Raw genomic sequence first — 24,643 nt, 5'->3', positions numbered from 1 at the left:
ACTTTCTGGTATTTATCGAAAGATGTCATTTTGAACAAAGGGAATATAAAGGTTAAGCATGGAATTAGTTTTGCTCTCGTCTGATTTAGAAGCGGCATTTGCCGACTTCTATCACGACTTTGTGAATCACGATCCTGAAAATGCCGGTTTTTATCAGCAAGGGACAGAAAACTTCTCGGCTTATGTTCAGCAATTACGAGATGAGGAAAAAGGCATCAACCTGCCAGAAGGTTATGTCCCGTGCAGCCATTTCTGGCTGATTGAGAACACAGTGATTCTGGGAGCAATCCGGGTGCGTCATCACATCGAGAATGATTTTCTGGCTCTGGAGGGCGGACATATTGGTTTCGATGTTGCACCGTCTTATCGTGGTCGGGGTTATGGAAAAAAGATGTTGAAACTGGTGTTGCCCAAAGCCAGCGAATTGGGTATCCGGAACGCACTGATCACTGCGGATGAAGATAATATTGCATCCCGGAAGGTGATCGAAAATAACGGGGGAATATTTGAAAATGTGGTGAAGGGAAAAGTGTTTCCCGAACCGATCGCCCGTTATTGGGTCACCTGTGACTGCTGAGTCGTTGCCTGCCATGAAAGCTTTCAGACGATACCCGGCTGGTTGTTCATTGGGTCTGAGAACAACAGCCGGGTATTATTCTTCAGAGATGTGATCAACGTACCTTATTTTCCCTTGTCTGCCGGTTCCTTTCCCTGAAATCAGGGCTAGTTTTATTTGGAAATAGCTGCATCCGAACACTTCAACTGTTAAAGCGGTAAGGAGAAATCGTATGTCTTTTACAGTGATTAAAGGTGAATTTGTTCCGCAAGCTGGCAGACCGGACGGGGATTCAATCCGTTTTCGGCCGGATGATCCGACTCACTTGTTCCAACTCAAACGTCGGGGCAGACCACCCAGAATCAGTACCAGCACCGGGACGATTCAGTTGCGGTTTGAGGGAATTGATACGATGGAATCAAAGGCGGCCACACCTTTTTCATCGAATGCGACAGTCAGCAATCTTGAATTATGTGGTGTGCCTGAAGGTGTCGGGACTGCACGAGGGTATATTTTAACCAATCAGATTGGCCCGAACGGACGCCCCATTGCGTTTGTGTATCTGGGTGACCCAGTTGAACCCGACGGTTCTCAGGTGTATTTAAACGTTGATCGCATGAAAGAGAGTGTGAATTATCAACAGATTACCCGAGGCCATGCATATCCTTTATTTTACGATACGCTGTTTGACGATTTGCGGATCGCGTTAGCACAGGCGGTCGTTGAAACCCGAGCGACTCGCCAGAATATCTGGGCTGATGATATGACCAATAAAGGGGCGGTTTACTCTGGTGAATCGTCGCTTTCAACGATGAAACCCATTTTCCCTAAACTCTGGCGACGGCTTGATAAATACAGCCGCGATCCGGATATTGCACACCCCAATCATTTGGCAGAATTTCGTGAGTATCTGGAGTCTCTGAGAGAAGAGCGCGTTTTTGTGGTGTCTGAAGGTAAAATGACCGGTTTAGATAACGTGGTTGAAATCGAAGGGGACACCGTGAAATTAAAATATTTACCTGAAGATTTGATTGTGATGTCAGTTTGATGTGTAAAAGGTGCAACCTACAACAATGACATGACGAGCGTAAAGCTCGTCATGTTGTTTGGTTATCGGTTGAATTTGGCCAACAGGTTCCTTAAGACAAGTTGTTCTTCTGCTGTTGTGCCCTGAAGTGGTTTTCTTGGCACGCCGGCATTCAAGCCTTGAATGACCAGTCCGGCTTTCACCACTTTCGGAATACCTGCAGTGACCATCAATCTTAAAAGCGGCAACTGCCGGTAGAAAATGTCCTGTGCGGCTGCGAGCTCACCTGAAGAAACCAGCCGGAACAGAGTTTTGGGTCGTCTGCCCAGCAGATTAGGCGCAGCGGTACACCACCCACTGGCTCCGGCACAGAGGGCTTCAAGCGCTAAAGGATTACTCCCGTTGTAAAAGGGTAACTCTCCAGAAGACAGTTCATAAAGCCGGTGCATTCTCTGAATGTCGCCTGAACTTTCTTTCACCATGGAAACATTCGGAATCGTTCGGAACATCCTGATCAGTAGTTCAGGGGACATATCAATGCCACTGGTGGCCGGATTGTTATAGACCATGATTGGGAGAGATGTCGCTGCGGCGATCGCCTGATAATAGTCAAAGATCTCTGTATCCGAGAGCTTCCAGTAAGAGACGGGAATGACCATGATGGCATCTGCCCCCACGGATTCAGCAAACCGTGCTTTCAGGATGGCCTGGCTGGTGGTCAGCTCGCCAATACCAATTATCACCGGAACCCGTTGGTTCACCGTTTTCACTGTGTATTCAGCAACCTGCTTCCATTCTTCCAGGCTGAGATAGGCGCTTTCGCCCGTGCTGCCCAGTGGCGCAATCGCATCGCAGTCCTGATCGATCAGGTTTTCCAGTGTTTGACCAAGCACATCAAATTGAATTTTTTCCCCGTCATGACTGAAGGGCGTAATTGGGTAAGCAATAATACCGGAAAGTTGCATCGTATTTTCCTCAAAGACAGTCAGGGTGATTTTTCAGTGCTTGTCGGACGTAGTAAGCAAAATTGGCTTTGTTTCGCTTATCCGTGGAGACCCAGTCGTGGGCTTCACGCGCCAGGGACTGTGGCAAGGGCTGAATTTGCCCGGCAGACATCGCGAGCAGCTGCAGCTGTGCAGCGCGCTCAATCAGAATGGCCAGGTTGCAGGCTTCTTCAATGGTTTTACCGACAACCAGTTGTCCGTGGTGTGCCAGTAATACGGCGCGGTTTTTGCCCAGTGATTTGGAAATGATGACGCCTTCTTCATTGCCGACAGGCACGCCCGGCCAGTCGCTAAGAAAAGCACAGTCTTCATACAAACCACAGGTATCCATCTGAGCAATGGTCAGGGGCATCCGCAGCATCGATAGAGCCGCGACGTGTGTCGGATGTGTATGGATAATGCAGTTGACGTCCGGATGCTCTTTGTAAATCCAGGTATGAAATCGATTTGCCGGGTTGGCCATGCCTTCACCATCCAGCGGGATCAGGTCCTGATCAACCTCAAGCAGGTTCTCAGCTGTTATTTCATCAAATCCCAGTCCAAACCGCTGCGTAAGAAAAGTCTCGGAGGGTTCCCGGCGGCAGGTGATCTGTCCGGCCAGACCGGCGTCATGACCTTTATCAAACAGAATGCGGCATGTGAGTGCGAGCTTTTGCCGTTCAGTGAGGGCGGCATCTTCAATCAGGTCGGTCATACGTTCCTGTGCGGTTCGCATGAGTTCCTGCTTGGGAAGCGTAGCAGTTTTCATTATCGGCTCCTTTTGTTGCATCACGTCATTTGTCCCGGGATACTAACGGTCATCTGGACCAGAAATAACATCCAGATTTAAAATATGTAATGGTCCAGATGGAGGGGGGAATACATGCAAAGACCCTGGCAGATGAAATACTGGCTGGAAGAGAGCCAAGGACAGTCGTTCCACCGAAGGCTGACAAATCAGCTGGTGCGGGACATTCAGGCAGGCAGATTACAACCCGATACCATGATGCCGGGATCACGGGCTCTGGCTGCGGAGCTGGGGGTAAACCGGAAAACCGTTCAGCTTGTTTATGAAGAGCTGGAATCGCAAGGTTGGCTGGTGACAAAACCAAGGCGCGGCACATTTGTCGCCTGTGTATTACCAGAGCAGGATTTATCGGCAGAAAATCTGGCATTGGTGAACGGCGTAACGCAACCCCGGTTGCCATCAGCGCTGATGCGCTCGATGTCTGAGGTAGCCATGACAGCTGAATATGGAGTACCGGTTGCGAACGACGGGATACCGGATGACCGGCTAATCCCTTATGAAGTGTTATCGCGGGCTTACCGGCGAGCAATTATTCATGCGAGTCGGCTGGCAAAGCTGGGGTACGGTGATCCTCGCGGAACCACTGAGCTGCGCAGTGCCGTGCGGAACATGCTGACGATGGACAGATACATGAAGGTTTCAATGGCCCAGGTCTGCATTGTCCGTGGCAGCCAGATGGGCATTTATCTCTCCTCAAGGCTCTTGAATCCTGAAAATGGTGTCATGGTTTTTGAGGAGAGGTGCTACCCGCCGGCAATGGCTGCTTTTGAATCGAATGGATTTCAGATCGTCCGTTGCAAACTGGATAAACATGGTCTGGATACAGCAGCGCTGAAGCGGATACTTGAGCACCATCAAGTCGCAGGTGTTTTTACCACGCCCCATCATCAGTATCCGACAACAGTGACGATGTCGATGGAGCGACGGCTGATGCTGTTAAAATTGTCTAAAATTCATCACTTCGCTGTGATTGAAGATGACTATGACCATGAGTTTCATTTTGAATCCAGACCGATTCCTCCGCTTGCCAGCTTACCCGGTTCAGAGAATGTGATTCACATTGGTTCGATGTCAAAAGTGTTCGCCCCCGGCCTTCGGTTGGGCTATCTGGTCGCGGATGAAAGGTGGATTGACAGAGCCGCTCAGGAAGTGATGCTGATAGACCGGCAGGGAAATACACTGACAGAATTGGCGGTCTCCGATCTGATGGAAGCGGGCGAGGTGAAAAAGCATATCCGGAAAGTCCGGAAATGTTATGAAAGCAGGCGGAACTTTGCAGCCCGGATGTTTCAGCAGGTGTTTGGCGATCAAGTCCGTTTTGATTTACCGGCGGGCGGAATGGCTTTATGGATAGATATTTCAAAACTGACTGCTGATCAATCGTTCAATATATCAGAGCTGAAACAATATCATTTCGAACGATGTGATGCGGGTGAAAAAAGAGAACTGAGTTATATTCGTTTTGGCTTTGGTGCATTAAATGAAGATGAAATCCGGGAATCTGTCAATCAATTGGCTTCAGTGCTAAGGTGAGGTTGATTTTTAAAGGTGACGGCTCCGAGTGATCTCAAGTTTTGAATCAAAATTTTCAGGGAAAGAATCATGATTTTTCGCAATCTGAAAGGTGCGGTTATACCGGGCCTGTTTCTGATGATATTGACTGGATGTGCGCATACGGCTGGGGCTGATGCTTTATTATCAAACTATCAGGGTCATTATATGTGGGTTGATGAACCGGGGAATTTAGCAAACCCGCTGGCAGTGAAAGCGGCAAAGCAGGTCTGCGGTTATGAAGCCTATGCGAATAAAAAGTACAGCTATCAAAAGTATCAGATGTTTCTTTGTATGGAAAAGTTGGGCGTCTATCAGATGCTAGTCCCCGAACTGCCTGACTATGAATCACTCGCAGGAGATATGTGAATGGAAACCAGTCGAGCGATTGTGACAGAGAGGCTCCTCTGAACAACGGCTTCTGCGGATGATATTGCGAACGATGTACCGGAGTGGCTTCACCAATGGCCGATACAGATATATTGATTATTACAATGGTCAGGACAGTGACACTATTTGCAGGAAAAAGTGAATGAACGCTGGAAGACGGTTTACGGGAATCAAGAGCATGAATATCTGACAATGTGGTGGGCGAAGGAATTTACCTGGCTGAGTAATCAGCAGTTTATTTTCAAAAAGCCTGCAGAATCCGACCCGAAGATGAGTGCTTATTATCTGGCTGCTTTTTAATGGGTTGTTGGCGTCTGACGTTTCTCCGGTGATTCGTGTGTACGATTGAATGGAGCCGGATGAACAAGGGCAGACAATGAAATGTGTTTCAACATTAGTTCATGCCGTATAACACAAGGAAAAGGAATGATTCGAATTGAGCAATATACCGACGACCGTCAAGAGGAAACCGGTGCACTCACAGTAAAACCGGACCAGGCTGAATTTAACATTGGCAGAATGCCAGAAATCCTGGCGAATTTACGATCTCATGAGCACGCTTGTTTAATTACAGTGAATCGTCAGGTCGCTGGATTTTTTATTCTGGATACAGACTATGCCGAGACGTATCGTTTTTGTCCCGAAGGCGCATTGGGTGTGAGATCGTTACTGATCGATCAAACATTTCAGGGGCAAGGCATTGCCAGTCAGGGGATAAGCGCATTGCCAGCGTATGTCAGCATTCATTATCCGGACGTGCAGGCACTGTATTTAACCGTGAATTGCCGCAATATGCCTGCTTATCCGTGTTATTTGAAGGCAGGATTTCGTGATACAGGTGAGTTGTATCATGGCGGGCCTGCTGGTCCGCAACATATTTTCTGTCTGCATCTTTCTGGCGAGAATGAGATGGCCTGCTAGCCTTAGTGGGTTCGTACCTATTTTGTTCATTCAAAAGGGAAATCTCACATGACCCGAAAGATTTTTATCAATTTGCCCGTCAGAAATCTGGATGCTTCAACACGTTTCTATCAGGCGCTGGGTTTTTCTGTGAATTCGCAATTCACGGACAGCACGGCGGTTTGTATGGTGTGGAGCGAAGCAATACATGTCATGCTGCTGACACATGACAAGTGGCGCACATTTACCGACAGGCCAATTCCGCCGGCGAATGCCAGTGAAGTGATGCTGGCGTTATCCTGTGAGAATCGCCAGCAAGTAGATGCCATGAATGAGGCTGCCTCAAGACTTGGCGGAACGGCAGATATTCATCCGTTGAGAGAGCTTGGTTTTATGTATAACCGTAATCTGGCTGATCCGGACGGGCATGTCTGGGAAGCGGTGTGGATGGACATGGCGGCCTTACCGTCAAAAGAGTGAAGAATTCATCTCAGCATAATGGAGTTTTGCGATGGAAAATGTATTGATTACCGGCGCATCGCGCGGCATTGGTCTTGAACTGACAAAACAGTTTCTTGCACGGGGAGATAAAGTGATCGCCACATACCGTGGTCAGCCTGGCAAGGGGCTGGATGATCTGGCGATATCATCCAATTTATATTTGCATCCTTTAGAAGTCACCGATGAAAAAGCAGTGAATGCGTTTGCAGCGTCGATTGCTGATCATGTCGATATCTTAATCAACAATGCCGGTGTGATCGGACCGGAAGCACAAAGCCTGGAAACTTTGACGGAGAAAGGCTGGCTGGAGACGTTTGCCGTGAATACCATCGCACCGTTCATTGTCAGCCGGGCATTTCTGCCTAATCTGAGACGTTCGGATCGGCCCAGAATTGTGACTGTCTCCAGTATGATGGGCTCACTCAATGGCGAAGGAACGGGTATGTATGCATACCGAAGTTCCAAAGCTGCCGTGAACAAAGTGATGCAAGTACTGGCAATTGACTTGCGTGATGATGGCATCACGGTTTGTCCGATTCATCCGGGCTGGGTGAAAACCGATATGGGCGGCGAGGGAGCTGAAATCACTGTGCAGGAAAGTGTCTCGGGGATCGTGAAGCTGGTGGACAGACTGTCGCCAGAGATGAGCGGTCAATTTTATACCTGGGAAGGGAAAGTGCATGCCTGGTGAGAGGAATCACTAAGCAAGTAATGAAGAAGGATTTGGGCTTCAACACATGGATGTGGAATGAACAAACAAAAATTAATGATCCTTTTTGCCAGTCAGCAGAGTTTTCACTCGTTGATCGTCGGGATCATGCTCCCCGTTCTGGTACTGCTGTTTCAGTCCCGGGGGCTCAATCTTCAGGATGTCGGTCTCGTGATGGCGGTTTGGGTTGGCAGTACCGCCATGCTGGAAATTCCATTAGGTGGTGTTGCTGACCGGTATGGCCGAAAATCTACATATTTGTGGTCACTGGTCGTGAACCTGGCAGGCGTGGTTGCACTCTATTTTGCTTCCGGACTCGGCCTGATTTTACTTGCGGCCTGTTTACTCGGGAGCGCACGTGCAATTTATTCCGGAACGTTAGACGCATGGTTTTACGATTCCTTTCAGCGGGCTGATGGACATCTGACCTATCATCAGGCGCTCTCAGTGGTGAATATTTGTGTGACGGTCGGGCTTGCGGCGGGTGCTTTTCTTGGCGGATGGTTACCGGATGCGATTCAGTCTGAGCCTTTTGATTTTACCGGTCAGTTCAATATCAACTTGCTGGTTGTGGGTGGCGCGACGCTCTGTCTGTTCCTGTTTACGGTCTTGTTGATTCAGGAAGATGTCTGCAGAAGCTCTATGACAGGGTCAGATGCAAAGAAGCAACCTGGCTATAGGGGACAAATGAAAAAAGCGCTGCGCGCTTCGATGACCCAAGATGTACTGAAGCCACTGATGCAGACAATGCTGATTTTTGGTGTGGTCCTCAGCAGTCTTGAGAACTTCTGGCAGCCTTTTTTAGCCTCAATTATTCAAGGCAGCGACTATGGCACGTCTTTCTTCGGCGTTGTGTCGGCACTTTATTTTCTGATGGCGGCAGCAGCCTCTTTATTTTCCGTGAAGTTCTTGAGGGCTTTTGCCGGGTCGCACCGAATGTTATTGCTTGCCACCAGAATCATTGCCGGTGGGGTGCTGCTCGTACTGGCGATGACGAAAACACTTGAAGCGTTTGCTGTCAGCTATCTGGTCTTTTTCTTCTTTTTCACCATGGGGATTAACTCAGAGCGTGTTCTGCTCAATGAAAACACTGAGGATGAAAACCGCTCCACCATGATTTCAATCAGCTCTTTTACCATGATGCTGGGCGGGATGGCGTCTTCCTTGCTGTTTGGGTATATCTCTGAAGTGTATGGTATCAGTATGAACTGGATGATTTGTGGTGGCCTGTTAATCCTGAGTTCTCTGTTGTATTTGCGTATTCCGTCAGAAGGTCCTGCCGTGGAAGCCTGATTGATGTCTGCTTGCCAGAGTACGCTGTTGACAGGCATCATGAGTCAAAATTTTTTGAAGGATGGGTGTTCATGGTTATCTGGCCAGCTGTACTGAAATATGACGGTGACCCGGAGCTGGTTTATCTGGCTGACCAAGCGGTATGGGAATCGGATGCCGATTTGCACTGCTTTGGATTCCAGGCGGGTGATGTGCTGATTGACTCAGACGGTCAGGTTTTTTGTCTGGAAAGTCAGGCCAGAGAAAGCATCTGGCATTTATCTGCAGAACGTCAAATGCCCCTGGCGGAAATGATTACGATGATTCAGTCTCATCAGTCCTGCCAGGGCGCATGCTGTGCCGCGAAGGTTTCCTTTCCCACTTTTTCTGAGGCCATTGCAGCCTTGGCTGACAGTGCGCAGTAGAAAATCGATTGAATATTTCCGCAGCTTTTTCTCAGCTTATATTCTTTGCTGATTATTCCCAGCCAAAAACGGCATCGTATGTCTGACAATTTCCGACCAGAGACTCAGTGTTCTCGAGGTAAAGCTGCTGATCAGCGGAAACAGGGTAGGTGAGCCATTGGGAGCACTGGGCACTCTGGCCATTCCCGATTACCAGCTTGCTGCCCGGTTTCAGTTCGCAACGTGTCATTTTGTCTAATGGCGACCACTGATAGCAAATCTCATAGCCTGCGCGATAATGGGCGACTTTGCCGTCTGGCTGACTGGTCGCCCACCAGGCCCCATACTGACTGTTCGGGTTGGTGCTGTTCCAGGCGCGGTAAATTGTCAGTGCTTCTCCGTCTTTGACTTTGTACACCTGCCCCTGACAGAGTTTGCCCTGGTTTGGCTCACCCAGTGAATTTGTCAGAAGCTGCGGGTCGTCGTCAGCTATCAATTTGCTGGCCCATGCCACGGGAGGTTCGGTTGAACCAATACAGTTTTCAACAGCAAGGATTTCCTGGGTTGCATTGGCAACATTTGTCTGTCCGGATTCGTGCGTGGTCGTTGTACAGGCGGTGAGGCTCAGGCTGCCCAATAGTGCCGCAGCCAAGGAGAGTGTTGATTTCATACATGTTCCCTATGTTCGATGATGGATGCACCCATTATCGTATTCAATAGAGGGCTTTGCTTGCAGGCAGCAAAGCAAGCTGAAATTTTTAGAGACAGCTAACAGTTTGAACAGGCAGCGTTGAGCAGTAAGGGAAGATAAAGCGAAAAAAACCGGAACGAAATGTTCCGGTTTTTGGGGATTATTTTCTCGCGTTGGCTTGCTTTTTATTGTCGACTGCCGCTGTGGTAGGGGCGGGAGATGCCCCGGGTTTGCTGGCTGCAACTGACGCAGTGCCTGCAGCAGCGCTTTTATCAGTACTGCCTGCAGCTTCTGCTGGTTTCAGCTGAGTCGGCGGTGTCAGTGGGGCCGCATCTTTCTGGCTTCCCTTGGAATCAGCACTGGCTTTCGCCGCTTCTTCTTTATTCAGTGTCACGACTTTTTCTTCATCAGCCGGGTGGGTCTGACCCAGGAAGCAGCCGCCACGCTCGATGCAAATATCGTTGGTATAGATGACACCTTTGGCTTTGCCTTTCTCCAGAATCTCAATGCTGGCCGCGTGGCAAGCACCTTCATGCAGACCGTTAATCACGACTTTGTTGGCGAAGATTTCACCGGATACCCGGCCGGTTGCACTGATTGACAGTGTCTGTTCCGTACGAATACGCCCTTCAATATAGCCATCCACCTGGATATTACCGCTTAATTCGATATCCCCTTTGATGGAACAGCCTTGTGCAATGATAGTTGCAGTTGAGTGCTTACTTGTGTTTCCAGCACTTTTACTAAAGAGTCCCATTGGATGCTCCTCTCATGGTTAAACAGATAGTCAAAGTTATCGGGTCCCCAGTTGATGAAAAATTTGGGGTTCAGTGCCCGACCCAGAAAACGTACCTCGTAATGGAGGTGGGGGCCGGTAGAAGTACCGCTATTGCCTGATAGGGCAATCAAATCGCCTTTTCGGACGAAATCCCCGGTTTTGACCTTGAATGTCTTTAAGTGCGCATACAAGGTCATAAAGCCATAGCCATGATCAACTTTCATCAGATTGCCATAGCCTTTTTTGCTCGGTCGGACCAGCTCAACCACACCATCAGCCGGTGCATAAATGGGTGTGCCGGAATTCCCGCTCATATCAATCCCTAAATGACGGCGTTTGTTCCCGAAAATCGGGTGGTTACGGGAACCATAGCTGGATGAAATGCGACGATAATCCATCGGACTACCGTTCGGAATCACCTTCAGCATGGCAACTCGAACCGCGGAGTTCAGCGCCGCCGTATCCAGCCGGTCATTCAGTGGTTGTTCATCTTCAGTGTCAATGCCCAGGACGTTTTCCAGGTCATTAACGCGCCCTGTAATCTGCTCCAGCTCATAACGACGATCAGCCAGATTCTGCTCCAGCGACTGTCTGTCGCTTTCCAGGGTTGAAATTTCATCTTTCAGTTCCGTCGCATGACGACTTAACTGCGTTTTTTCCTGTTCTGTCTGATTGACGGTTGTCCATAAATACTGAATGGAAAAAGCCATCACGATGACAGTGACAATAAACAGCAGAAAAGTGGCAACCAGGTTGCGTCGCAGATACTTTCCTAACTGAAAATGGTATGAACCATTAATTGTTGATATCGAGATTGTGAGTTGATCTTTCATTACGCTAAGCTCATTCGCTATCTCTAAGGCTTAGGCGACAAGCGGCTGGCAGAATTAACTTATATCAGGAAATGGTGATGTAAAATTGTGCTCTGTGGCATAAGTTTCCTGCTTCGCATCCTGCGGCGATGTCCCATTAAGCAACCAGAAAGAAGAAATACAAAAAAAGAATAAAAGCCAGCAGTATGGCAGCAAGCGTTGGGTAAATGATGTAGTAGTCACCACCACGCCGGGCTCGCTTGAAACACAGGTAAACCAGCAGCCCGTTATAGCCAAACAGTAACAGACTGATTGTTGTCCCTGCATTCAGAGTCATCTGATGCATCCTCAGCAGAAAATGGCTGAGCAGGAAGTAATCCAGGACGATCAGCCAGAGAAATAACTTTTGCAGTCCGTCTGGTCGGCGTACCCGGGGGTCAACAACAGAAGAAGATGCAGCTTTTTTCATTGGTTTCTTTCGCTAATGGTGAGCAGACGGCAAAGGGGGGGCCTTTGCCGTCTGCAGGTTAAGACGCTTTGACGAAATCCTGTCGAATCACAGGCTGGTTAAATTCGGCTTCCTTGCGTGCTTGCTGAAGCACCGGGCCGTCTTCATGTTTCGCCGGGCCTCTGAACAGGGTTTCTACCATACGCGCAGCCGCAGCTGTCAGTACGAACAACTCAATGCGGCGGTTCTCGCTGGCACTTGGGGTTTCCGGATTCAGAGGCGCCTTATCAGCCATGCCTGCAACCTGCAGTACACGTTTTTCAGGTGCGCCACCTGCAATCAGGGTCTGGCGGGCCACATTGGCACGGGAAGCGGACAGTTCCCAGTTTGTTTTATCACTGATGGAACGGCTGTAGCGGATGGCATCGGTATGACCACTGATAATCAATGGATTCTCAATCTTTTTGAAAATCGGGGCCAGCGCTAACAGTAAATCCTCAAAGAATGGGGTGAGCTGACTGCTGCCGCGGTGGAACATGTTTTCGCGGAAGTCATCTTGCAGGACAATCCGAAGACCCTGCGGGGTGACATCCACATGCACATTTCCTTCTGCAGAAGCCTGTTTTGCCAGTTCTTCAACGACTTTTGCCAGCACTTTGAGCTGCTCCTGGCTGTCATAAGTGCCCTGAACCAGAGATTCTGTATACTGGCCATCGCCGTTACCATCATAGAAAGAGGTGACCGTCACAGCTGCGTTATGTGAACTTAAATCAGAGGCTTCACCACCTAAGTCAATCGGGGACAGGCTGGTGGAGCTGTCAAACGGGTTGCCGACTCCCTGATCGAACAGGCTTGAGCTGTTGAGGTGCGCAACAATAGCTTTCCGTTCTGATTGGTCCACAATCGCCAGAATCCACAACACCAGAAACAGAGCCATCAGGGCGATCATAAAGTCAGCAAAAGCAACTTTCCATGCACCGCCATGTCCGACATCATGGTCGTTCTGGCGTCTGCGTTTGATGATGATCTGATTGTATCGTTGCATCATGCCTCCTGTTCAGACAGCCATTTTTCCATGTCGTTGAAGCTTGGCTTGATGTCTAACTGAATGTTCTTACGGCCGGCATCAATCGCCAGCAGGGTTGGTTTCTTCGCCACATAAGCGACCAGTGTTGCGCGAACACATTCAAACGCAGACATATCACGCTTCACGCGTTGAGACATGGCATTACTCGCTGGGTCTAATACACAGTAACAGCCGAAAATGCCCAGGAAAGTACCGACCAGCGCAGCAGCAATTTTTACACCAATCAGACCGATACCTTTATCAAGGAATTGCATCGTGATGATGATCCCCATAACAGCGGCCAGAATACCAAAGCCAGGCAGCGCTTCGGCCGTCCGGTGAAGTGAGCGGGAAGGCAGCAGCAGATCGTCTTCAATCGCCATGATTTCCTGCTCCAGCATGGCATCCAGTTCATGTGGTGACATCTGACCCATCGCCATCAGGCGCAGGTTATCGGTAATGTAAGCCACTAAGTGGCTGTCTTCTTTGATCAGCGGATAACGTTCAAAGAGCTCACTGTTCTGCGGATCTTCAATATGGCTGTCGAGGGATTTGAAACCGCCGTTTCGGATAGTTTCCAGCAGCAGTTGCATCAGGCCCATCAGCTGCATGTAATACTCTTGCTCATTTTTACGCGGCTTGACGATATGGCGAAGCTGGATGCGCATTTCACGGATCACATGGGGCGGGTTGCCGACAATGATGGATCCCAGTGCTGCACCAACAATAATCAGAATTTCAGCAGGCTGCCAGATGGCAGAAATGTCGCCACCAGCCCATTTGAAACCGCCGAAAACACATAACAAAATGACGATTGCGCCGGTAAATTTTTGCATTTCAGTTTGCTCCTATCAGCAAAGATATTGATTCAGTTGTTTCAGGGCCTGCTTATGAAGCTGGCACACGCGTGGCGGTGTCAGGTTGAGCACCAGTGCAATCTCATGCAGGTTCATATCATGTTGATAGAACAGAGTAAGCAGCAGCTGTTCACGAGCTTTCAGCTTACCCAGTGCCACACCCAGGGTGCGGCGGATATGCTCATGACGGACAGATTCACCGCCGTCATTCGTCATTGAGAAATCGTTGCCACTTTCCAGAAGTTGATCCAGGCTTTGCATTTCGCTGGCCATGGAAGCATTCAGGCGTTGCAGATAGTCCGCCTGGTCGGTTCCCAGCGCTTCAATAATTTCAGCTTCCGTCGGCTGTCTGCCGAGCTTTTTCATTAAATCGCGGGTGACGTCATTCAGCTCATGCGCCTGTTGACGGGTCTGGCGTGAACGCCAGTCAAGACGGCGAAGCTCATCCAGAATCGAGCCGCGGATACGGCAGACTGCGAAAGACGGAAAATTCGGGTCTTCGACATTGCCGTAACGGCGACCGGCTTCCAGCAGTCCCATCAGACCGATTTGCTGCATATCTTCCAGACTGCAATGGGTGCTGACATGACTGCGGAGTTGATTGACAACACGTTTTACTAATACAAGGTGATCACGGATCAGCTTATCTTCGTTGATGACCGGGCTGTTTCGCCCGGTTTCCTGTTCGCTGTCGTAATGTTCAGTCGGGTTGATATCAAGCATAAGCGCCTCACTGAATGACGTATTTGGTCAGCAATACGTTGTCGATAGCGTGGGCATAACGGGTTTTGCCAAATGCATCCAACAGGGTGCTTTTGACTTCTTCCTGCAGCTCATCAATCGTGCGCTGGTTCTGAAGCTCTTCGTAAGTTTTGTTACTGAACAGTTTCAGCAGCGCATTTCGAACAACAGGCATGAAGTTATCAATGCCTTCAATCGCTTCCGGACGACGGGTTTCCAGTGCCAGTTCCATCATGATGAAATGTGTCTGGCGTTCGCCTTTCACAGAAAGCACCAGTTTTTCCAGCGGATGGAATACAGGGTCTAAATTATCCGGCTGGCTGAAGGGGAGGCTAATGCTGTTACCGCCTTGGCCCTGATGGCTCTTAACGTACCAGAGGGTACCGCCAACACTGGCTGCAGCGACCAGTACGCTGGTGATCAGCATGATGATAATGATCAGGACGAGATTACGCTGGGTCATGAAAATAGCTCCTATCAGGCTCTGGTTGACAGCCAATGGCCTGAATCTGTTGTTGTATTTTGGTGGTCATCTGTGTGTTGATTGGCAAAGATGACAGGTTGTGAGTCTTCTTCTGAATGTTCCTGTTGTTGTCCCTGACGGCCGTCGCCGACGTTTACATCAACATGAACAAAATTTTGATCCTGCAGTTCGGCACGCAGACGTTCAGAAACCTGAACCAGCGCATCCCGGACAGCAGCCTGATTCGCATGAATCTGAACACTGAGGCGATCCCCGTCCATGCGAACGATTAAATCCAGTTTGCCCAGATCAGGCGGGTCCAGACGGATGCGGGCTTCCTGGAGATTCTGGCTGGCCTGTAACTGCACTCTGTCCTGCAAGACCTGCATCATTTGTTCGCCCCATTTGCTTTGCTGCCCCTGAGGCAGCTTGACACTGGCCCACTCAACCTGAGAGGTTGAGGAAGCAGAGGCTGGTGCGGAAGCCGATTGAGCGTGTGCCGGACCTGTGTTCTCTGCCGACAGGCCATTGATAAGTGTCTGTAAAGAAGCGGTGCTGTTTGCCAGACGGTTTTCGCCGAGGCCGGATAGCGTGGTTTCCTGCTGCACACCAGACTGGGTTTGCTGCATCAGTACTGAAAGGCGGGCATTGTCTGCAGACGTTGCAGCCGTAGTCTGACGCTCGCCATTGGCAGCGACTGCACCGGATTGCATCAGCTGTGCGTCACGGACGGATGCGGCGTTAGCCTGCATGCCCGCTTTTCCGGCTGCGCCAATCGCCATCTGTTCTGCTGTTGAGGTGCCCGGAAGGGCAGCGCCTGTTCCCAGCTGTTTTTCAGCCTGAGCCAGCAGGTTTGCGATGATGTCCGCTGCGACTGCAGGCGTCAGAGTGTTGTCATCCTGTTCAGTCTGTGCACTTGATGCTGCGATATCATTTGGCTCATCCGCCGATCGGGCGCGCTCAGTTCCCGCATTGCCCCGCGGCGTTTTGCTCTGCAGCGAGTCGGTGAAACTGGAGGCTTTATCATCCTGAGACGGTTTCACAATACCGCTGCCGATGTCCCCGGTTTCACTGTTGCTGTTAGCCAGTTTGGAATTTGAGACGATAGTATTCATTAAAGCTCCATGTTCATGGCCATCTGATATGCCAAAAGTCCTTCTTTTCCTTCACTGACGGCATTCATTTCTTGCTGTAGTTTGTCTTTGTTTTCTCTGACGGCGCTGATTGCAGCAAGATGGCTGCTTTTCAGGTGACTTAAAGCCTGAATCTGCTCATCGCTGAATGTTTCTTTCTGTAAACTCAGCAGTACCTTTTGCAGCGTCTGGTCCAGCTGCTGCAAACGGTTCCAGTCTTGCTCTGCAACTGCCCGGTCAATATTCTGCTTCAGGTTCAGGAGTTGAGTGACTGTGATGTTAGGCATGCTGTCCGAATCCTTCCCAGCCTTCCCGAACGTTTGTCATGACTTTTTCAACTGAATCGAGATGTTCAGCTTTGTTCTGAGAGCTCGCTTTGAAGAGCTCGCCAATGCAAAACTCGTAAAGGTCATGCAGGTTGGCAGCAAGTTCGCCACCTGCTTCGATATCCAGTGCGCTGTCCAGGCCAATCAGGATGTTCATGCACTTACTGATCCCTTTACTTTTGGCTTCCAAACGCTTGGATTCGATGTGACCTTTGACCCGGATGAGTTCATCCAACAGACCATCGATCAGCATCAGTACTAGCTGATGTGGGTTTGCCGATGCGGCCTGGGCATCCAGATCAACGCTCTGATAAGAATCAAAGCCCGAGTTTTGCATTAGCATGAGTCGCTCCTTTAAATCGAGAATAATCCGCTCGTTTGGTTCATTTGTGTCATCAGCTGGTTCATCTGGGTGAATTGCGCAAGATAACGGTCATAAGACATCTGATATTTACGCTCCAGGCCCGACAGTTTGTCGTCGATCCGGCTGATGTTTTGCTGAAGGCTGTCTTTACGGCTCTTGAATACGCCGTCTGAGAAGGACAAGTAAGGTTTCACTGTCGCTTCAAGTGAATCGAACAGTTGATCTGTACCGTTGAACATCTCGCCCAGCGCTGCAGGGTTACTGGCTTGTGCCGCTTCGAACTTCTCGTTATCGACGGTCAGCTTGCCGTGGCGGTCGATGCTGACACCCACGGAGTACAGGCTCTGGCCGTTGTAGTTCTGACGGAAAAGAGAACTGATCTGGCTTTCCAGTGAGCGCAGGGTACCGTCACCAGCCAGAACGCCGCGTTTTTCATCTTCTGAACCGACTTTGGTGTATTTGTCGATTTCAGACATCAGGGCGTTATAGCTTTCAACCAGCTTGTTCAGCTGTTCTTTGGTTGATTCTTTATCAGCACCCACAGACATGCCAACCGGCTGGTCGCCGCTTTGCTGTGCTTTGGTGACAGTCAGGTCGACCCCGTCAATCACGCCTTCAAAAGTGTTTGAAGCGTTTGTCAGTTTCAGGCCCGTGTTCTGAGCACCCAGCCAGATGATCGCATCCTGAGGAGTGCTGATGTCGGTCGCGGTAGCGAATGCATTTTCAAAGTTTGCATCACCGGTACCCGTTGCGCTGACAGAGATAGTGTTGGCTGAGCCAGTTTCTTTACCGGACAGCATAAAGTGCGTTTCGCCATTTGCGCGGACCAGTGTGGCGTTCACACCCGGGTTGTTTTCATCATTATTGATGGCATTAACCAGTTCCTGAACGGTTGCTGTGCCGTCGCTGTCGGTATCAACAGTGGCCAGATCCAGGTTCAGGGTTTTGCCATCCATCGTGATCATCATGGTGCCCGTTGCCGGAACCGGTGATGATGACGTTGTGCCTGCACCCAGATCAACACTCATCTGATGCGCGGTCGCAACCTGCTCAACGAAGACCTGATATTCACCCGCCAGTGCATTACCGTTCACGCTTGCACTCAGGTTTCCTTCCTGAGAGAAGGTCGCGCTGTTTTTAACAACACTGTCATTCAGGCCATTCATGTCTTCCACAGCAGTACGGAACGCACGCAGGGCTGACTCGATTTTGCCGTAGGCAGTAATCTGGCTCTGATACTTATCAGACTGAGTCTGATAACGATTCTGGAATGGCTGTACCTCATAGGTGGCAAGCTGTTGCGCCATACTGATCGGATCAATGGAACTCATGGAAAAACTCCTTTATTTATTGCTACTAAAGCAAATAGTGTGCCATTAAGTTAATTTGTTGAGTTTAAAGGGATTTATCTGTTCAGGCTCCGATTGGCGGAAACGGTGTTTCCGATCAGGTTTCCGCTTGACCTTCCGGCTCTCCAGCTTCGTTTCCAGTGCGGAAAACCAGACCGTATCAGCTGGAATCGATATATATTCCCTTAGGATTTATTGCACAGCGGTTTGTATCGACTATGTAACATCCCAACGAATTAGGGCGGCATATTGGCAGAGGGCATTAAGGTAATTTGGGGAATGACGGGCTGAAGCGCATGTTTCAAAAGAAAAACCGGAAACCTTTCAGTTCCCGGTTTGTTGCAGAAAAGTAACTGGCCGGCATTGAGCAAGCCAGCCAGTTGCGGCGGATTATTGTGTTGAGGCTTTCAGAGTGACGCCACTGTACTGAGAATAGCCGTCCAGCAGAATGGAGTAGGTACCGGGTGTGGCACCAGAGAAAGTACAGACTTCATTGTTACCGTAACGGTAAGGTCTGCAGTCCCAGTTTTGCTTCGTGGCTTCAGAACCGAAAGAGACATACAGATCGACATCGCCGCTGCCGCCGCTGGTGCTGATTTGCAGTGTTTTCTGAGCCGGAAGTTCAAAACTGTAACGAACCTGGCTGCCCGTTGCACCTGACAAGCCTGTCACAGGGACACCATCTTTGAGTACATTTCCTGTTGGCGGTGGGGTGGTGCCGCCGGTTGCGTTCGCCGTTTCAATGGCATAGGCCAGTCCAAGTTTGGAGAATTTCACCGCATGTGCGCCAGTCGGATCGGAATTTTCCAGGGTGTCTTGTGTGCTGTGGATTCTGGGGTTGTAATCGTTGAACTTCGATTCAAATGGCATGGCAGCAGGGAAGCCAGCGTTATGCCAGGAAGCGTGGTCAGAACAGGCGTAACCACAGCGGTCGAACCCATACGAGATCGACGGAATGTATTCATCCACCAGACGGGCCAGGAAAGTGGTCAGATTGCTGTCGGTATAATCGGTCATAAAGACGATATCTTCTGGAGAACCATTGTAGTTGGTCATGTCCAGCTGCAGGGCTGAAACGACATTTTTTCCTTCTGATTTATACTTGTTGGCCAGATCCTGAGAACCACGCAGACCCACTTCTTCTGCGGCATAGGCCATGAAAGCAATACTGCGTTTGGGTTTGAAGTTATTTTCAGACAGGACCCGGATAATTTCGGTGACACTGGCAATCCCTGATGCATCGTCATCCGCGCCGGGTGCAACACTGTTTTCACCTGTGTTTGATCCGATGGTTGAATCCAGGTGGCCGCCGATCACTACCCACTCATCCGGTTTTTCGGAGCCTGTGATTGTCAGAACGACTGATTTTTGGTTATAGCCAGCGTGTGAAACTTGCTGGACATCTGCATTGGGCAGAGAATTCGTGAGTGAGCGCCATTCATTTGCCAGCCAGTCGGATGCCTGAGCACCAGAAGTGGTGGTGTAGAAACGGTTGATGAAACTGGATAGCGAGCTGATGGTGCCGGTAATCTCTGATGCGCTGACCTGAGGTAACCAGGCATTCACTTTATCCTGCTGTGTGATATCCGGAATCGGAAATGCTGCAAGTGTTTCAGGCATGATGCTGGCTGCCATCGCACTTTCTGCTGAAGAATGCACCATATACCCGCCGCAACGGTGATGATCTTCGTGCATCTGGTGTGTTAACTCGGCTAATTGTTTGTAATTGACTTGACCGACCCATGCTTTGCCGTTGCTCGCCAGTGAATCCGGCAGGATTGATTGTGCCTGTGACTGCATCACCGACTTCAGCGTTTGGGTGGCATCAGAACCAATCGAAATCCAGACCTTATCTTCTTCGGCTGCATAGGCTTGTGTGCATACCGCAGAAATGATCAGTGCCAGAGCCGTTGTTGTGTTTTTCATATGTTCTCCCTGTTATTTTTTTGTTAAATCAACAAAACTTAAGTCAGTTCCAGAGAAAAGCGAAATTCTTCTTTGTATTCAATGCGTAATGAAAAGTTGTCACAAAGTTATCAATAGGGTGGTAATTAATTTGCGGTGTCTGTTTTTTCGCCACTTAAAACTGCTGAATCCTGAATTTTCAGAGTTATCTATAGCTAAAATGATTAATTAAGGTGGAAAGAAATAGGGGAGGAAATGATCAACGAACTTCTGTTTTTGCGAGCTATAACGAAAAAAAAGCCCCGAAACCGGGGCTTTTTAAATTGGAGTGACTTAGGTCGATGTTTCTGAGTCTAATCCGGGGATTAGCGCAGCAGAGACATTGCCATGCCAGACAGCTGGTTCGTTTGAGACAGTACGTTCGTACCGGCTTGCATCAGCATCTGGTTCTTAGTCATGTTTGAAGTTTCTACAGCAAAGTCGGTATCAGTGATACGGCCTTTCGCAGCAGTGGTGTTCTCAACCATGTTACCCAGGTTAGTGATGGTGTGCTCCAGACGGTTCATGTTCGCACCCAGTGCTGCACGAGCGCCACCGATGGTGTCCAGAGATGCAGTAATCGCGTCCATTGCTGCACGAGCATTGGTTTGGTTCGTTGCTACTGTTGCACCAGTGTCACCGAAAGTCGTCAGAGATGCGATAGTACCACCTGCTTGCAGAGCAGTTACCGCTGCACCAATTTTAGTATCGATAGAAGTTGCGAAGTCCAGCTGCTCAGCAGAAGAACCACCGATTTGCAGAACGATACCGCCGCCTTTCACACCAGCTGCGTCGAATACAGTCTCACCAGCATACTTAGTGTTTGCCATTACGCTGCCCAGCTCGCTGGTCAGTTCAGTGAATTCTGCGTACAGAGCTTCCTGGTCGTTTACTGAGTTTGTACCGTTCGCAGCCTGAGTTGCCAGGTCGTTCATGCGGTACAGGATGTTTGCAGTTTCGTCCAGTGCACCTTCAACAGTTTGCATCATAGAGATGCCGTCTTGTGAGTTGCGCATTGCAACTGACATGCCACGAGTTTGTGCTTCCAGGCGGCTAGAGATTTGCAGACCAGCTGCATCGTCAGCAGCAGAGTTGATGCGGTAGCCAGTCGCCAGACGCTCCATGGCTTTGTTCAGCATGTTACCTGTGCCGTTCAGGGTGTTTTGCGTTACCAGAGATGCGTAGTTGGTGTGCATTGATAGAGCCATGAAAGTTCTCCTTAGTTATACATCTTCATGTTGGTTTTTTCTGACGCCACACAATTTCGTATGTTGTTCCGTATGGCTGTCATTCCTACTCGCTAATATGAGGCGGAAAAGGCTCTGAAAAGATTAATCATCGAAGTGAAAAAAAATGATATTTTCACATTGGTCGGATGTCTTCACTGGCGTTTTTTCTGAGATAAGTCATTTAGAAACAATCACTTGATTGATTTCTAAAGTTCTAAAGTATCAGGTGAAAAAAATAATAAAATGACCTGAATCAGGGAAAATTGTCTCTAGAGTGAATCTGAATTTTTTGGATTGATGAGTTATTGACCGACATTTTTATCCGATCAGACAGGCAGTTTCGTTCTGTAAAACCGCGGATTTATAAAAAATTATGTTTTGGCGAGATAAATAAAAAACGCCAGCTGGTGTGGCTGGCGTTTTTTTATTTAATTTGAATTGATTATTTTACAAGTTTTAGTTTCCGGGGGGCAGAAAAGGAAGTCGGAATATCACTGATATAACCAAAATAATATCCGGCACCTAATCGTCTGAACCGGATCAGGTCATGCTGAGTGGCAACGCGACCCGCCACAAAATCGATGTCGTTATGCCGGAGGAAGCGGATGACGGGTAACAGACCCTGCTTGAAACTGGTGTCTTCATTCATCTGGGCCACTTTAATGGCCGCCGGTGACGTTTTTTCCAGCAAAGGCAAATAGGGGGTCGGTAACCGCAGATCAACCCAGACGGCTGTGCTGGCATCATGCAGCCAGCTGAGTAACTCATTGAGCCGCGTTTGGTTTAAATCGGGCTGAAACAGCTGAATACAGGGAACGATATCGCGCATGGCTGAGCCATGGTAATCATACAGCGCGGCAAGAAACTGATGACCCGGCTCCCAGTTCAGCAGTGTTTCCGCCTGCAGTGGCACAACCAACGGGTTAATCAGGCTGGGGAGAATGGTTTCCTGCTGAAATTTGATATGTCTGATCGCCAGAAGCAGGCCAAACAGATCCAGGGCGTAGCGCATCTCATCAGACAAATCGAAACGGTAGACGCTTTGCTCATTGTTACTGCCGAAACGCAGGGTGAGGTGCTGAAAAGTCACTTCATTGGATTCGGTATGTCGGATGGGCTGGCAGGCATGGCGAATATCATTATGCTGCATCGCCTCTAACAGAATGAAATCATCCGGAGTCCGGGCTGCCTGAATCAGCAGCCCTCTTGTATGTTCGCCTAAGGCGGTGTCGGTAAACAGCTTAGCCAAGGTTTCCTACCACGTTGATTTGCTTATGCTCTGGAATCTCATTATATGACAAGACAGCCAGACCTTGCGCAAATGTACGCGCATAACGTGACAGAAGTGGACGAAGTTGCGGCATAACAAGCAAAACAGGCGGCATATTCTGTTGCTTCAGCTGTTGTTTCACCAGTGGCAGATTCTGCTGGAATTGCTGGAGAATATTTGGCTCCACCGGGAAACTGTCCAGAACGACCTGGCCATTTGCCTGTGCTTGCTGCAGGGATTGCAGCAGGATTTGTTCAAGATCATCAGCCAGTGTATAGACGTTCAGATCTTTCCGGTCACCATTAATCAGGTTCACCAGCGTCCGGCGCAGGCTGCAACGAACATCGGCAGCCAGCAGAATCGGGTCTTTGGTGTTTTCAACGCTGTCCAGCATGGTATTCGCAATGGTGCGGATGTCTTTCACCGGCACCTGATCCTGCAGTAAGTGGCGGAACACTTTTAATTGCTGTGCCGGAGTAATGGCATTGCCCAGAGCTTCAGCCAGTTTCGGTGCTTGTGACGCCAGACGCTGCATCATGTTTTCTACATCATCATGCGTAAACAGATCAGCGAGATTGTTCTTCATGATCTTGCTCAGGTGAGTTGCGATCACGGTTGCATCGTCAATCACCTGATATCCCATGTTCAGGGCTTTAGCCTTGTCGCTTGGTTCAATCCAGACGGCCGGCAGCTGGTAAGCCGGATCGGTACCCAGAATACCATCAATCTCACCGTAGGTTTCACCGACGGCAATCGCCATCAGACGATCCGGCTCGATTTCACCCTGCTCAATAATTTCACCGTGGACTGCAATGGTGTACTGATTCGGACGAAGGCTGAGATTATCCTGAATACTGACTTCAGGCAGCAGGTAACCCACCTGTTCTGACAGGGTTTTCCGGATCCCACGGATGCGCTGGGTCAGTGGTGCGCCCTGATCTTTATTGACCAGGTGGACCAGACGGAAGCCCAGCTGCAGTGACAGACTGTGAATGTGCGGGATGTCTTCCCAGCCAAGTGCCTGCTCACTTTCACGGCGCATCGCATGGCTTAACTGCTCGACCTGATCGAGTTGCTCATCATGCTGCGGCGATTTGGCCTGACGCCATCCGGCATAGCCGAGGACTGCGGCGAACGCGTAAAACGCCAGATGCGGCATGCCCGGTACACTGCCGACAATTGCCATAATGGCTGCAGCGATAAAGAGGGTTGCAGGTGTAGCCAACAGCTGGTTGCGCATGGCATCTGCCATGTCATCATCACTGTCATTGATACGGGTAACGATGATGGCTGCAGAGGTTGCCAGCAACAGAGATGGGATCTGAGCAACCAGACCGTCACCGATGGTCAGCAGGGCAAAAGTTTTAAACGCTTCGGCTGCGGTCATGTCGTATTCGAACACGCCGATGCTGACACCACCAATAATATTGATGAACAGAATCAGCAGGCCGGCAATCGCATCACCCCGGACGAATTTGGATGCACCGTCCATTGAGCCGTAGAAGTCGGCTTCGTTGGCGACTTCTTTCCGGCGCAGCTTGGCGCGTTCCTGATCGATCAGACCGGCGTTGAGATCGGCATCGATGGCCATCTGCTTACCGGGCAGGGCGTCCAGTGTAAAGCGAGCGGCCACTTCGGAAATTCGTTCGCCACCTTTGGTAATCACGACAAAGTTAATGATCATCAGGATGACGAACACAACCATACCGACGACATAGTTACCGCCGATCACGACTTCACCGAAGGCCTGAATGACCTTACCGGCAGCATCGCCGCCCTGATGACCTTCCAGCAGGACGACGCGGGTCGACGCAACGTTCAGTGTCAGGCGGAGCAGGGTGGCAACCAGGAGAATGGTCGGAAATACGGAGAAATCCAGCGGTCGTTTTGCCGTGGTGCTGACCAGCAGCACCATGATTGCCAGCACAATGTTGAACGTAAACATGGCGTCCAGCAGCATGGGCGGCAAAGGCAACATGACCATCGCCAGTATCATGAGCAGCGCAGCAGGAATGCTGATATAGCTGCGCTTAAAATGGTTCAGTTGAGGTAGCCGGTTTAGCATGGGTTT

At 49.7% G+C, this 24,643-nt stretch carries 28 protein-coding genes; 10 read left to right on the top strand and 18 right to left on the bottom strand.

Annotation, left to right across the window (positions count from 1 at the left end):
• The first annotated feature begins 58 nt into the window (after positions 1 to 58).
• Together SPK40_RS05040 and SPK40_RS05035 are read left to right on the top strand one after the other, a co-directional pair.
• The gene (locus SPK40_RS05040) at positions 59 to 577 is read left to right on the top strand and encodes a GNAT family N-acetyltransferase (RefSeq protein ID WP_330959632.1); all 519 of its coding nucleotides are present in this window, start codon (positions 59 to 61) and stop codon (positions 575 to 577) included.
• Positions 578 to 788: 211 nt separating this feature from the next.
• Complete coding sequence (locus tag SPK40_RS05035; protein WP_330959631.1) at positions 789 to 1,604, top strand: hypothetical protein; 816 nt, start codon at positions 789 to 791, stop codon at positions 1,602 to 1,604.
• A gap of 62 nt (positions 1,605 to 1,666) precedes the next feature.
• Here the strand turns inward: SPK40_RS05035 and SPK40_RS05030 are convergent, their stop codons facing one another.
• Together SPK40_RS05030 and SPK40_RS05025 are read right to left on the bottom strand one after the other, a co-directional pair.
• A complete protein-coding gene (locus SPK40_RS05030; protein WP_330959630.1) occupies positions 1,667 to 2,548 on the bottom strand; it encodes a dihydrodipicolinate synthase family protein in 882 nt (293 codons plus the stop codon).
• A gap of 10 nt (positions 2,549 to 2,558) precedes the next feature.
• Complete coding sequence (locus SPK40_RS05025) at positions 2,559 to 3,335, bottom strand: aldolase (RefSeq protein ID WP_330959629.1); 777 nt, start codon at positions 3,333 to 3,335, stop codon at positions 2,559 to 2,561.
• 114 nt (positions 3,336 to 3,449) lie between these two features.
• Between SPK40_RS05025 and SPK40_RS05020 the strand changes: the two genes are divergently transcribed.
• The 8 genes from SPK40_RS05020 (at position 3,450) to SPK40_RS04985 (ending at position 9,122) form a co-directional block, all read left to right on the top strand.
• Positions 3,450 to 4,907 carry an aminotransferase-like domain-containing protein gene (locus SPK40_RS05020; RefSeq protein WP_330959628.1) on the top strand — a complete coding sequence of 486 codons (1,458 nt, stop codon included), beginning with the start codon at positions 3,450 to 3,452 and terminating at the stop codon, positions 4,905 to 4,907.
• 69 nt (positions 4,908 to 4,976) lie between these two features.
• Positions 4,977 to 5,294 carry a hypothetical protein gene (locus SPK40_RS05015; RefSeq protein ID WP_330959627.1) on the top strand — a complete coding sequence of 106 codons (318 nt, stop codon included), beginning with the start codon at positions 4,977 to 4,979 and terminating at the stop codon, positions 5,292 to 5,294.
• Positions 5,295 to 5,453: 159 nt separating this feature from the next.
• Complete coding sequence (locus SPK40_RS05010) at positions 5,454 to 5,615, top strand: hypothetical protein (RefSeq protein ID WP_330959626.1); 162 nt, start codon at positions 5,454 to 5,456, stop codon at positions 5,613 to 5,615.
• Between the two features lie 126 nt (positions 5,616 to 5,741).
• Entirely contained in the window at positions 5,742 to 6,236 is a 495-nt protein-coding gene (locus SPK40_RS05005; protein WP_248139881.1) for a GNAT family N-acetyltransferase, read from the top strand.
• 48 nt (positions 6,237 to 6,284) lie between these two features.
• Positions 6,285 to 6,695 carry a VOC family protein gene (locus tag SPK40_RS05000; RefSeq protein WP_248139883.1) on the top strand — a complete coding sequence of 137 codons (411 nt, stop codon included), beginning with the start codon at positions 6,285 to 6,287 and terminating at the stop codon, positions 6,693 to 6,695.
• A gap of 31 nt (positions 6,696 to 6,726) precedes the next feature.
• The gene (locus tag SPK40_RS04995) at positions 6,727 to 7,407 is read left to right on the top strand and encodes an SDR family oxidoreductase (RefSeq protein ID WP_248139885.1); all 681 of its coding nucleotides are present in this window, start codon (positions 6,727 to 6,729) and stop codon (positions 7,405 to 7,407) included.
• A 57-nt stretch (positions 7,408 to 7,464) separates the two neighbouring features.
• Positions 7,465 to 8,718: an MFS transporter gene (locus tag SPK40_RS04990; RefSeq protein WP_248139887.1), complete on the top strand. Its 1,254-nt coding sequence runs from the start codon at positions 7,465 to 7,467 to the stop codon at positions 8,716 to 8,718.
• Between the two features lie 71 nt (positions 8,719 to 8,789).
• Positions 8,790 to 9,122 (top strand): DUF4144 domain-containing protein, encoded by a 333-nt coding sequence (locus SPK40_RS04985; protein ID WP_248139889.1) that lies wholly within the window; start codon positions 8,790 to 8,792, stop codon positions 9,120 to 9,122.
• Between the two features lie 52 nt (positions 9,123 to 9,174).
• Here SPK40_RS04985 and SPK40_RS04980 read toward each other — a convergent pair whose 3' ends face one another.
• From SPK40_RS04980 to flhA, 16 genes are all read right to left on the bottom strand, one after another.
• The gene (locus tag SPK40_RS04980) at positions 9,175 to 9,771 is read right to left on the bottom strand and encodes a hypothetical protein (protein ID WP_330959625.1); all 597 of its coding nucleotides are present in this window, start codon (positions 9,769 to 9,771) and stop codon (positions 9,175 to 9,177) included.
• Positions 9,772 to 9,952: 181 nt separating this feature from the next.
• Positions 9,953 to 10,438: a bactofilin family protein gene (locus SPK40_RS04975; protein WP_330959624.1), complete on the bottom strand. Its 486-nt coding sequence runs from the start codon at positions 10,436 to 10,438 to the stop codon at positions 9,953 to 9,955.
• A 14-nt stretch (positions 10,439 to 10,452) separates the two neighbouring features.
• Entirely contained in the window at positions 10,453 to 11,403 is a 951-nt protein-coding gene (locus tag SPK40_RS04970; RefSeq protein ID WP_248139894.1) for a M23 family metallopeptidase, read from the bottom strand.
• A 136-nt stretch (positions 11,404 to 11,539) separates the two neighbouring features.
• Positions 11,540 to 11,851: a hypothetical protein gene (locus SPK40_RS04965; RefSeq protein WP_051642023.1), complete on the bottom strand. Its 312-nt coding sequence runs from the start codon at positions 11,849 to 11,851 to the stop codon at positions 11,540 to 11,542.
• Between the two features lie 58 nt (positions 11,852 to 11,909).
• Entirely contained in the window at positions 11,910 to 12,875 is a 966-nt protein-coding gene (locus tag SPK40_RS04960) for a flagellar motor protein MotB (protein WP_248139896.1), read from the bottom strand.
• Complete coding sequence (motA, locus tag SPK40_RS04955) at positions 12,875 to 13,732, bottom strand: flagellar motor stator protein MotA (RefSeq protein WP_248139898.1); 858 nt, start codon at positions 13,730 to 13,732, stop codon at positions 12,875 to 12,877. Before motA ends, SPK40_RS04960 begins: the two co-directional genes overlap by 1 nt.
• A gap of 15 nt (positions 13,733 to 13,747) precedes the next feature.
• Positions 13,748 to 14,476: a FliA/WhiG family RNA polymerase sigma factor gene (locus SPK40_RS04950; protein ID WP_248139900.1), complete on the bottom strand. Its 729-nt coding sequence runs from the start codon at positions 14,474 to 14,476 to the stop codon at positions 13,748 to 13,750.
• Between the two features lie 7 nt (positions 14,477 to 14,483).
• The gene (locus tag SPK40_RS04945; RefSeq protein WP_248139902.1) at positions 14,484 to 14,957 is read right to left on the bottom strand and encodes a flagellar basal body-associated FliL family protein; all 474 of its coding nucleotides are present in this window, start codon (positions 14,955 to 14,957) and stop codon (positions 14,484 to 14,486) included.
• Between the two features lie 14 nt (positions 14,958 to 14,971).
• Entirely contained in the window at positions 14,972 to 16,072 is a 1,101-nt protein-coding gene (locus SPK40_RS04940; protein WP_330959623.1) for a flagellar hook-length control protein FliK, read from the bottom strand.
• On the bottom strand, positions 16,072 to 16,377 hold the full coding sequence (locus SPK40_RS04935; RefSeq protein WP_248139906.1) for a hypothetical protein: 306 nt from the start codon (positions 16,375 to 16,377) through the stop codon (positions 16,072 to 16,074). Before SPK40_RS04935 ends, SPK40_RS04940 begins: the two co-directional genes overlap by 1 nt.
• Positions 16,370 to 16,759 (bottom strand): flagellar export chaperone FliS, encoded by a 390-nt coding sequence (gene fliS, locus SPK40_RS04930; RefSeq protein ID WP_248139908.1) that lies wholly within the window; start codon positions 16,757 to 16,759, stop codon positions 16,370 to 16,372. Before fliS ends, SPK40_RS04935 begins: the two co-directional genes overlap by 8 nt.
• An 11-nt stretch (positions 16,760 to 16,770) precedes the next feature.
• Positions 16,771 to 18,111, bottom strand: coding sequence for a flagellar filament capping protein FliD (fliD, locus tag SPK40_RS04925; protein WP_248139910.1), 1,341 nt, complete (start codon positions 18,109 to 18,111; stop codon positions 16,771 to 16,773).
• Positions 18,112 to 18,519: 408 nt separating this feature from the next.
• Positions 18,520 to 20,055: a M28 family metallopeptidase gene (locus tag SPK40_RS04920; RefSeq protein WP_248139912.1), complete on the bottom strand. Its 1,536-nt coding sequence runs from the start codon at positions 20,053 to 20,055 to the stop codon at positions 18,520 to 18,522.
• A gap of 344 nt (positions 20,056 to 20,399) precedes the next feature.
• Positions 20,400 to 21,281 carry a lateral flagellin LafA gene (lafA, locus tag SPK40_RS04915; RefSeq protein WP_330959622.1) on the bottom strand — a complete coding sequence of 294 codons (882 nt, stop codon included), beginning with the start codon at positions 21,279 to 21,281 and terminating at the stop codon, positions 20,400 to 20,402.
• A 463-nt stretch (positions 21,282 to 21,744) separates the two neighbouring features.
• Positions 21,745 to 22,551, bottom strand: coding sequence for a hypothetical protein (locus SPK40_RS04910; protein WP_330959621.1), 807 nt, complete (start codon positions 22,549 to 22,551; stop codon positions 21,745 to 21,747).
• Positions 22,544 to 24,637 carry a flagellar biosynthesis protein FlhA gene (flhA, locus tag SPK40_RS04905; RefSeq protein WP_256549376.1) on the bottom strand — a complete coding sequence of 698 codons (2,094 nt, stop codon included), beginning with the start codon at positions 24,635 to 24,637 and terminating at the stop codon, positions 22,544 to 22,546. Before flhA ends, SPK40_RS04910 begins: the two co-directional genes overlap by 8 nt.
• Between the last annotated feature and the right edge of the window lie 6 nt (positions 24,638 to 24,643).

This window comes from Photobacterium sp. 53610 (genome assembly GCF_036409375.1).
Lineage (GTDB): Bacteria > Pseudomonadota > Gammaproteobacteria > Enterobacterales > Vibrionaceae > Photobacterium.
The sequence above is the reverse complement of the archived record's forward strand: the minus strand, read 5'-3'. Positions and strand labels throughout refer to the sequence as shown.

Excerpts from the sequence above, each read along its gene's own strand:
- SPK40_RS05040 (WP_330959632.1), top strand. The coding sequence starts at position 59 with ATGGAATTAGTTTTGCTCTCGTCTGATTTAGAAGCGGCATTTGCCGAC.
- SPK40_RS05035 (WP_330959631.1), top strand. The coding sequence starts at position 789 with ATGTCTTTTACAGTGATTAAAGGTGAATTTGTTCCGCAAGCTGGCAGA.
- SPK40_RS05030 (WP_330959630.1), bottom strand. The coding sequence starts at position 2,548 with ATGCAACTTTCCGGTATTATTGCTTACCCAATTACGCCCTTCAGTCAT.
- SPK40_RS05025 (WP_330959629.1), bottom strand. The coding sequence starts at position 3,335 with ATGAAAACTGCTACGCTTCCCAAGCAGGAACTCATGCGAACCGCACAG.
- SPK40_RS05020 (WP_330959628.1), top strand. The coding sequence starts at position 3,450 with ATGCAAAGACCCTGGCAGATGAAATACTGGCTGGAAGAGAGCCAAGGA.
- SPK40_RS05015 (WP_330959627.1), top strand. The coding sequence starts at position 4,977 with ATGATTTTTCGCAATCTGAAAGGTGCGGTTATACCGGGCCTGTTTCTG.
- SPK40_RS05005 (WP_248139881.1), top strand. The coding sequence starts at position 5,742 with ATGATTCGAATTGAGCAATATACCGACGACCGTCAAGAGGAAACCGGT.
- SPK40_RS05000 (WP_248139883.1), top strand. The coding sequence starts at position 6,285 with ATGACCCGAAAGATTTTTATCAATTTGCCCGTCAGAAATCTGGATGCT.
- SPK40_RS04995 (WP_248139885.1), top strand. The coding sequence starts at position 6,727 with ATGGAAAATGTATTGATTACCGGCGCATCGCGCGGCATTGGTCTTGAA.
- SPK40_RS04990 (WP_248139887.1), top strand. The coding sequence starts at position 7,465 with ATGAACAAACAAAAATTAATGATCCTTTTTGCCAGTCAGCAGAGTTTT.
- SPK40_RS04985 (WP_248139889.1), top strand. The coding sequence starts at position 8,790 with ATGGTTATCTGGCCAGCTGTACTGAAATATGACGGTGACCCGGAGCTG.
- SPK40_RS04980 (WP_330959625.1), bottom strand. The coding sequence starts at position 9,771 with ATGAAATCAACACTCTCCTTGGCTGCGGCACTATTGGGCAGCCTGAGC.
- SPK40_RS04970 (WP_248139894.1), bottom strand. The coding sequence starts at position 11,403 with ATGAAAGATCAACTCACAATCTCGATATCAACAATTAATGGTTCATAC.
- SPK40_RS04965 (WP_051642023.1), bottom strand. The coding sequence starts at position 11,851 with ATGAAAAAAGCTGCATCTTCTTCTGTTGTTGACCCCCGGGTACGCCGA.
- SPK40_RS04960 (WP_248139896.1), bottom strand. The coding sequence starts at position 12,875 with ATGCAACGATACAATCAGATCATCATCAAACGCAGACGCCAGAACGAC.
- motA (WP_248139898.1), bottom strand. The coding sequence starts at position 13,732 with ATGCAAAAATTTACCGGCGCAATCGTCATTTTGTTATGTGTTTTCGGC.
- SPK40_RS04950 (WP_248139900.1), bottom strand. The coding sequence starts at position 14,476 with ATGCTTGATATCAACCCGACTGAACATTACGACAGCGAACAGGAAACC.
- SPK40_RS04945 (WP_248139902.1), bottom strand. The coding sequence starts at position 14,957 with ATGACCCAGCGTAATCTCGTCCTGATCATTATCATCATGCTGATCACC.
- SPK40_RS04940 (WP_330959623.1), bottom strand. The coding sequence starts at position 16,072 with ATGAATACTATCGTCTCAAATTCCAAACTGGCTAACAGCAACAGTGAA.
- SPK40_RS04935 (WP_248139906.1), bottom strand. The coding sequence starts at position 16,377 with ATGCCTAACATCACAGTCACTCAACTCCTGAACCTGAAGCAGAATATT.
- fliS (WP_248139908.1), bottom strand. The coding sequence starts at position 16,759 with ATGCTAATGCAAAACTCGGGCTTTGATTCTTATCAGAGCGTTGATCTG.
- fliD (WP_248139910.1), bottom strand. The coding sequence starts at position 18,111 with ATGAGTTCCATTGATCCGATCAGTATGGCGCAACAGCTTGCCACCTAT.
- SPK40_RS04920 (WP_248139912.1), bottom strand. The coding sequence starts at position 20,055 with ATGAAAAACACAACAACGGCTCTGGCACTGATCATTTCTGCGGTATGC.
- lafA (WP_330959622.1), bottom strand. The coding sequence starts at position 21,281 with ATGGCTCTATCAATGCACACCAACTACGCATCTCTGGTAACGCAAAAC.
- flhA (WP_256549376.1), bottom strand. The coding sequence starts at position 24,637 with ATGCTAAACCGGCTACCTCAACTGAACCATTTTAAGCGCAGCTATATC.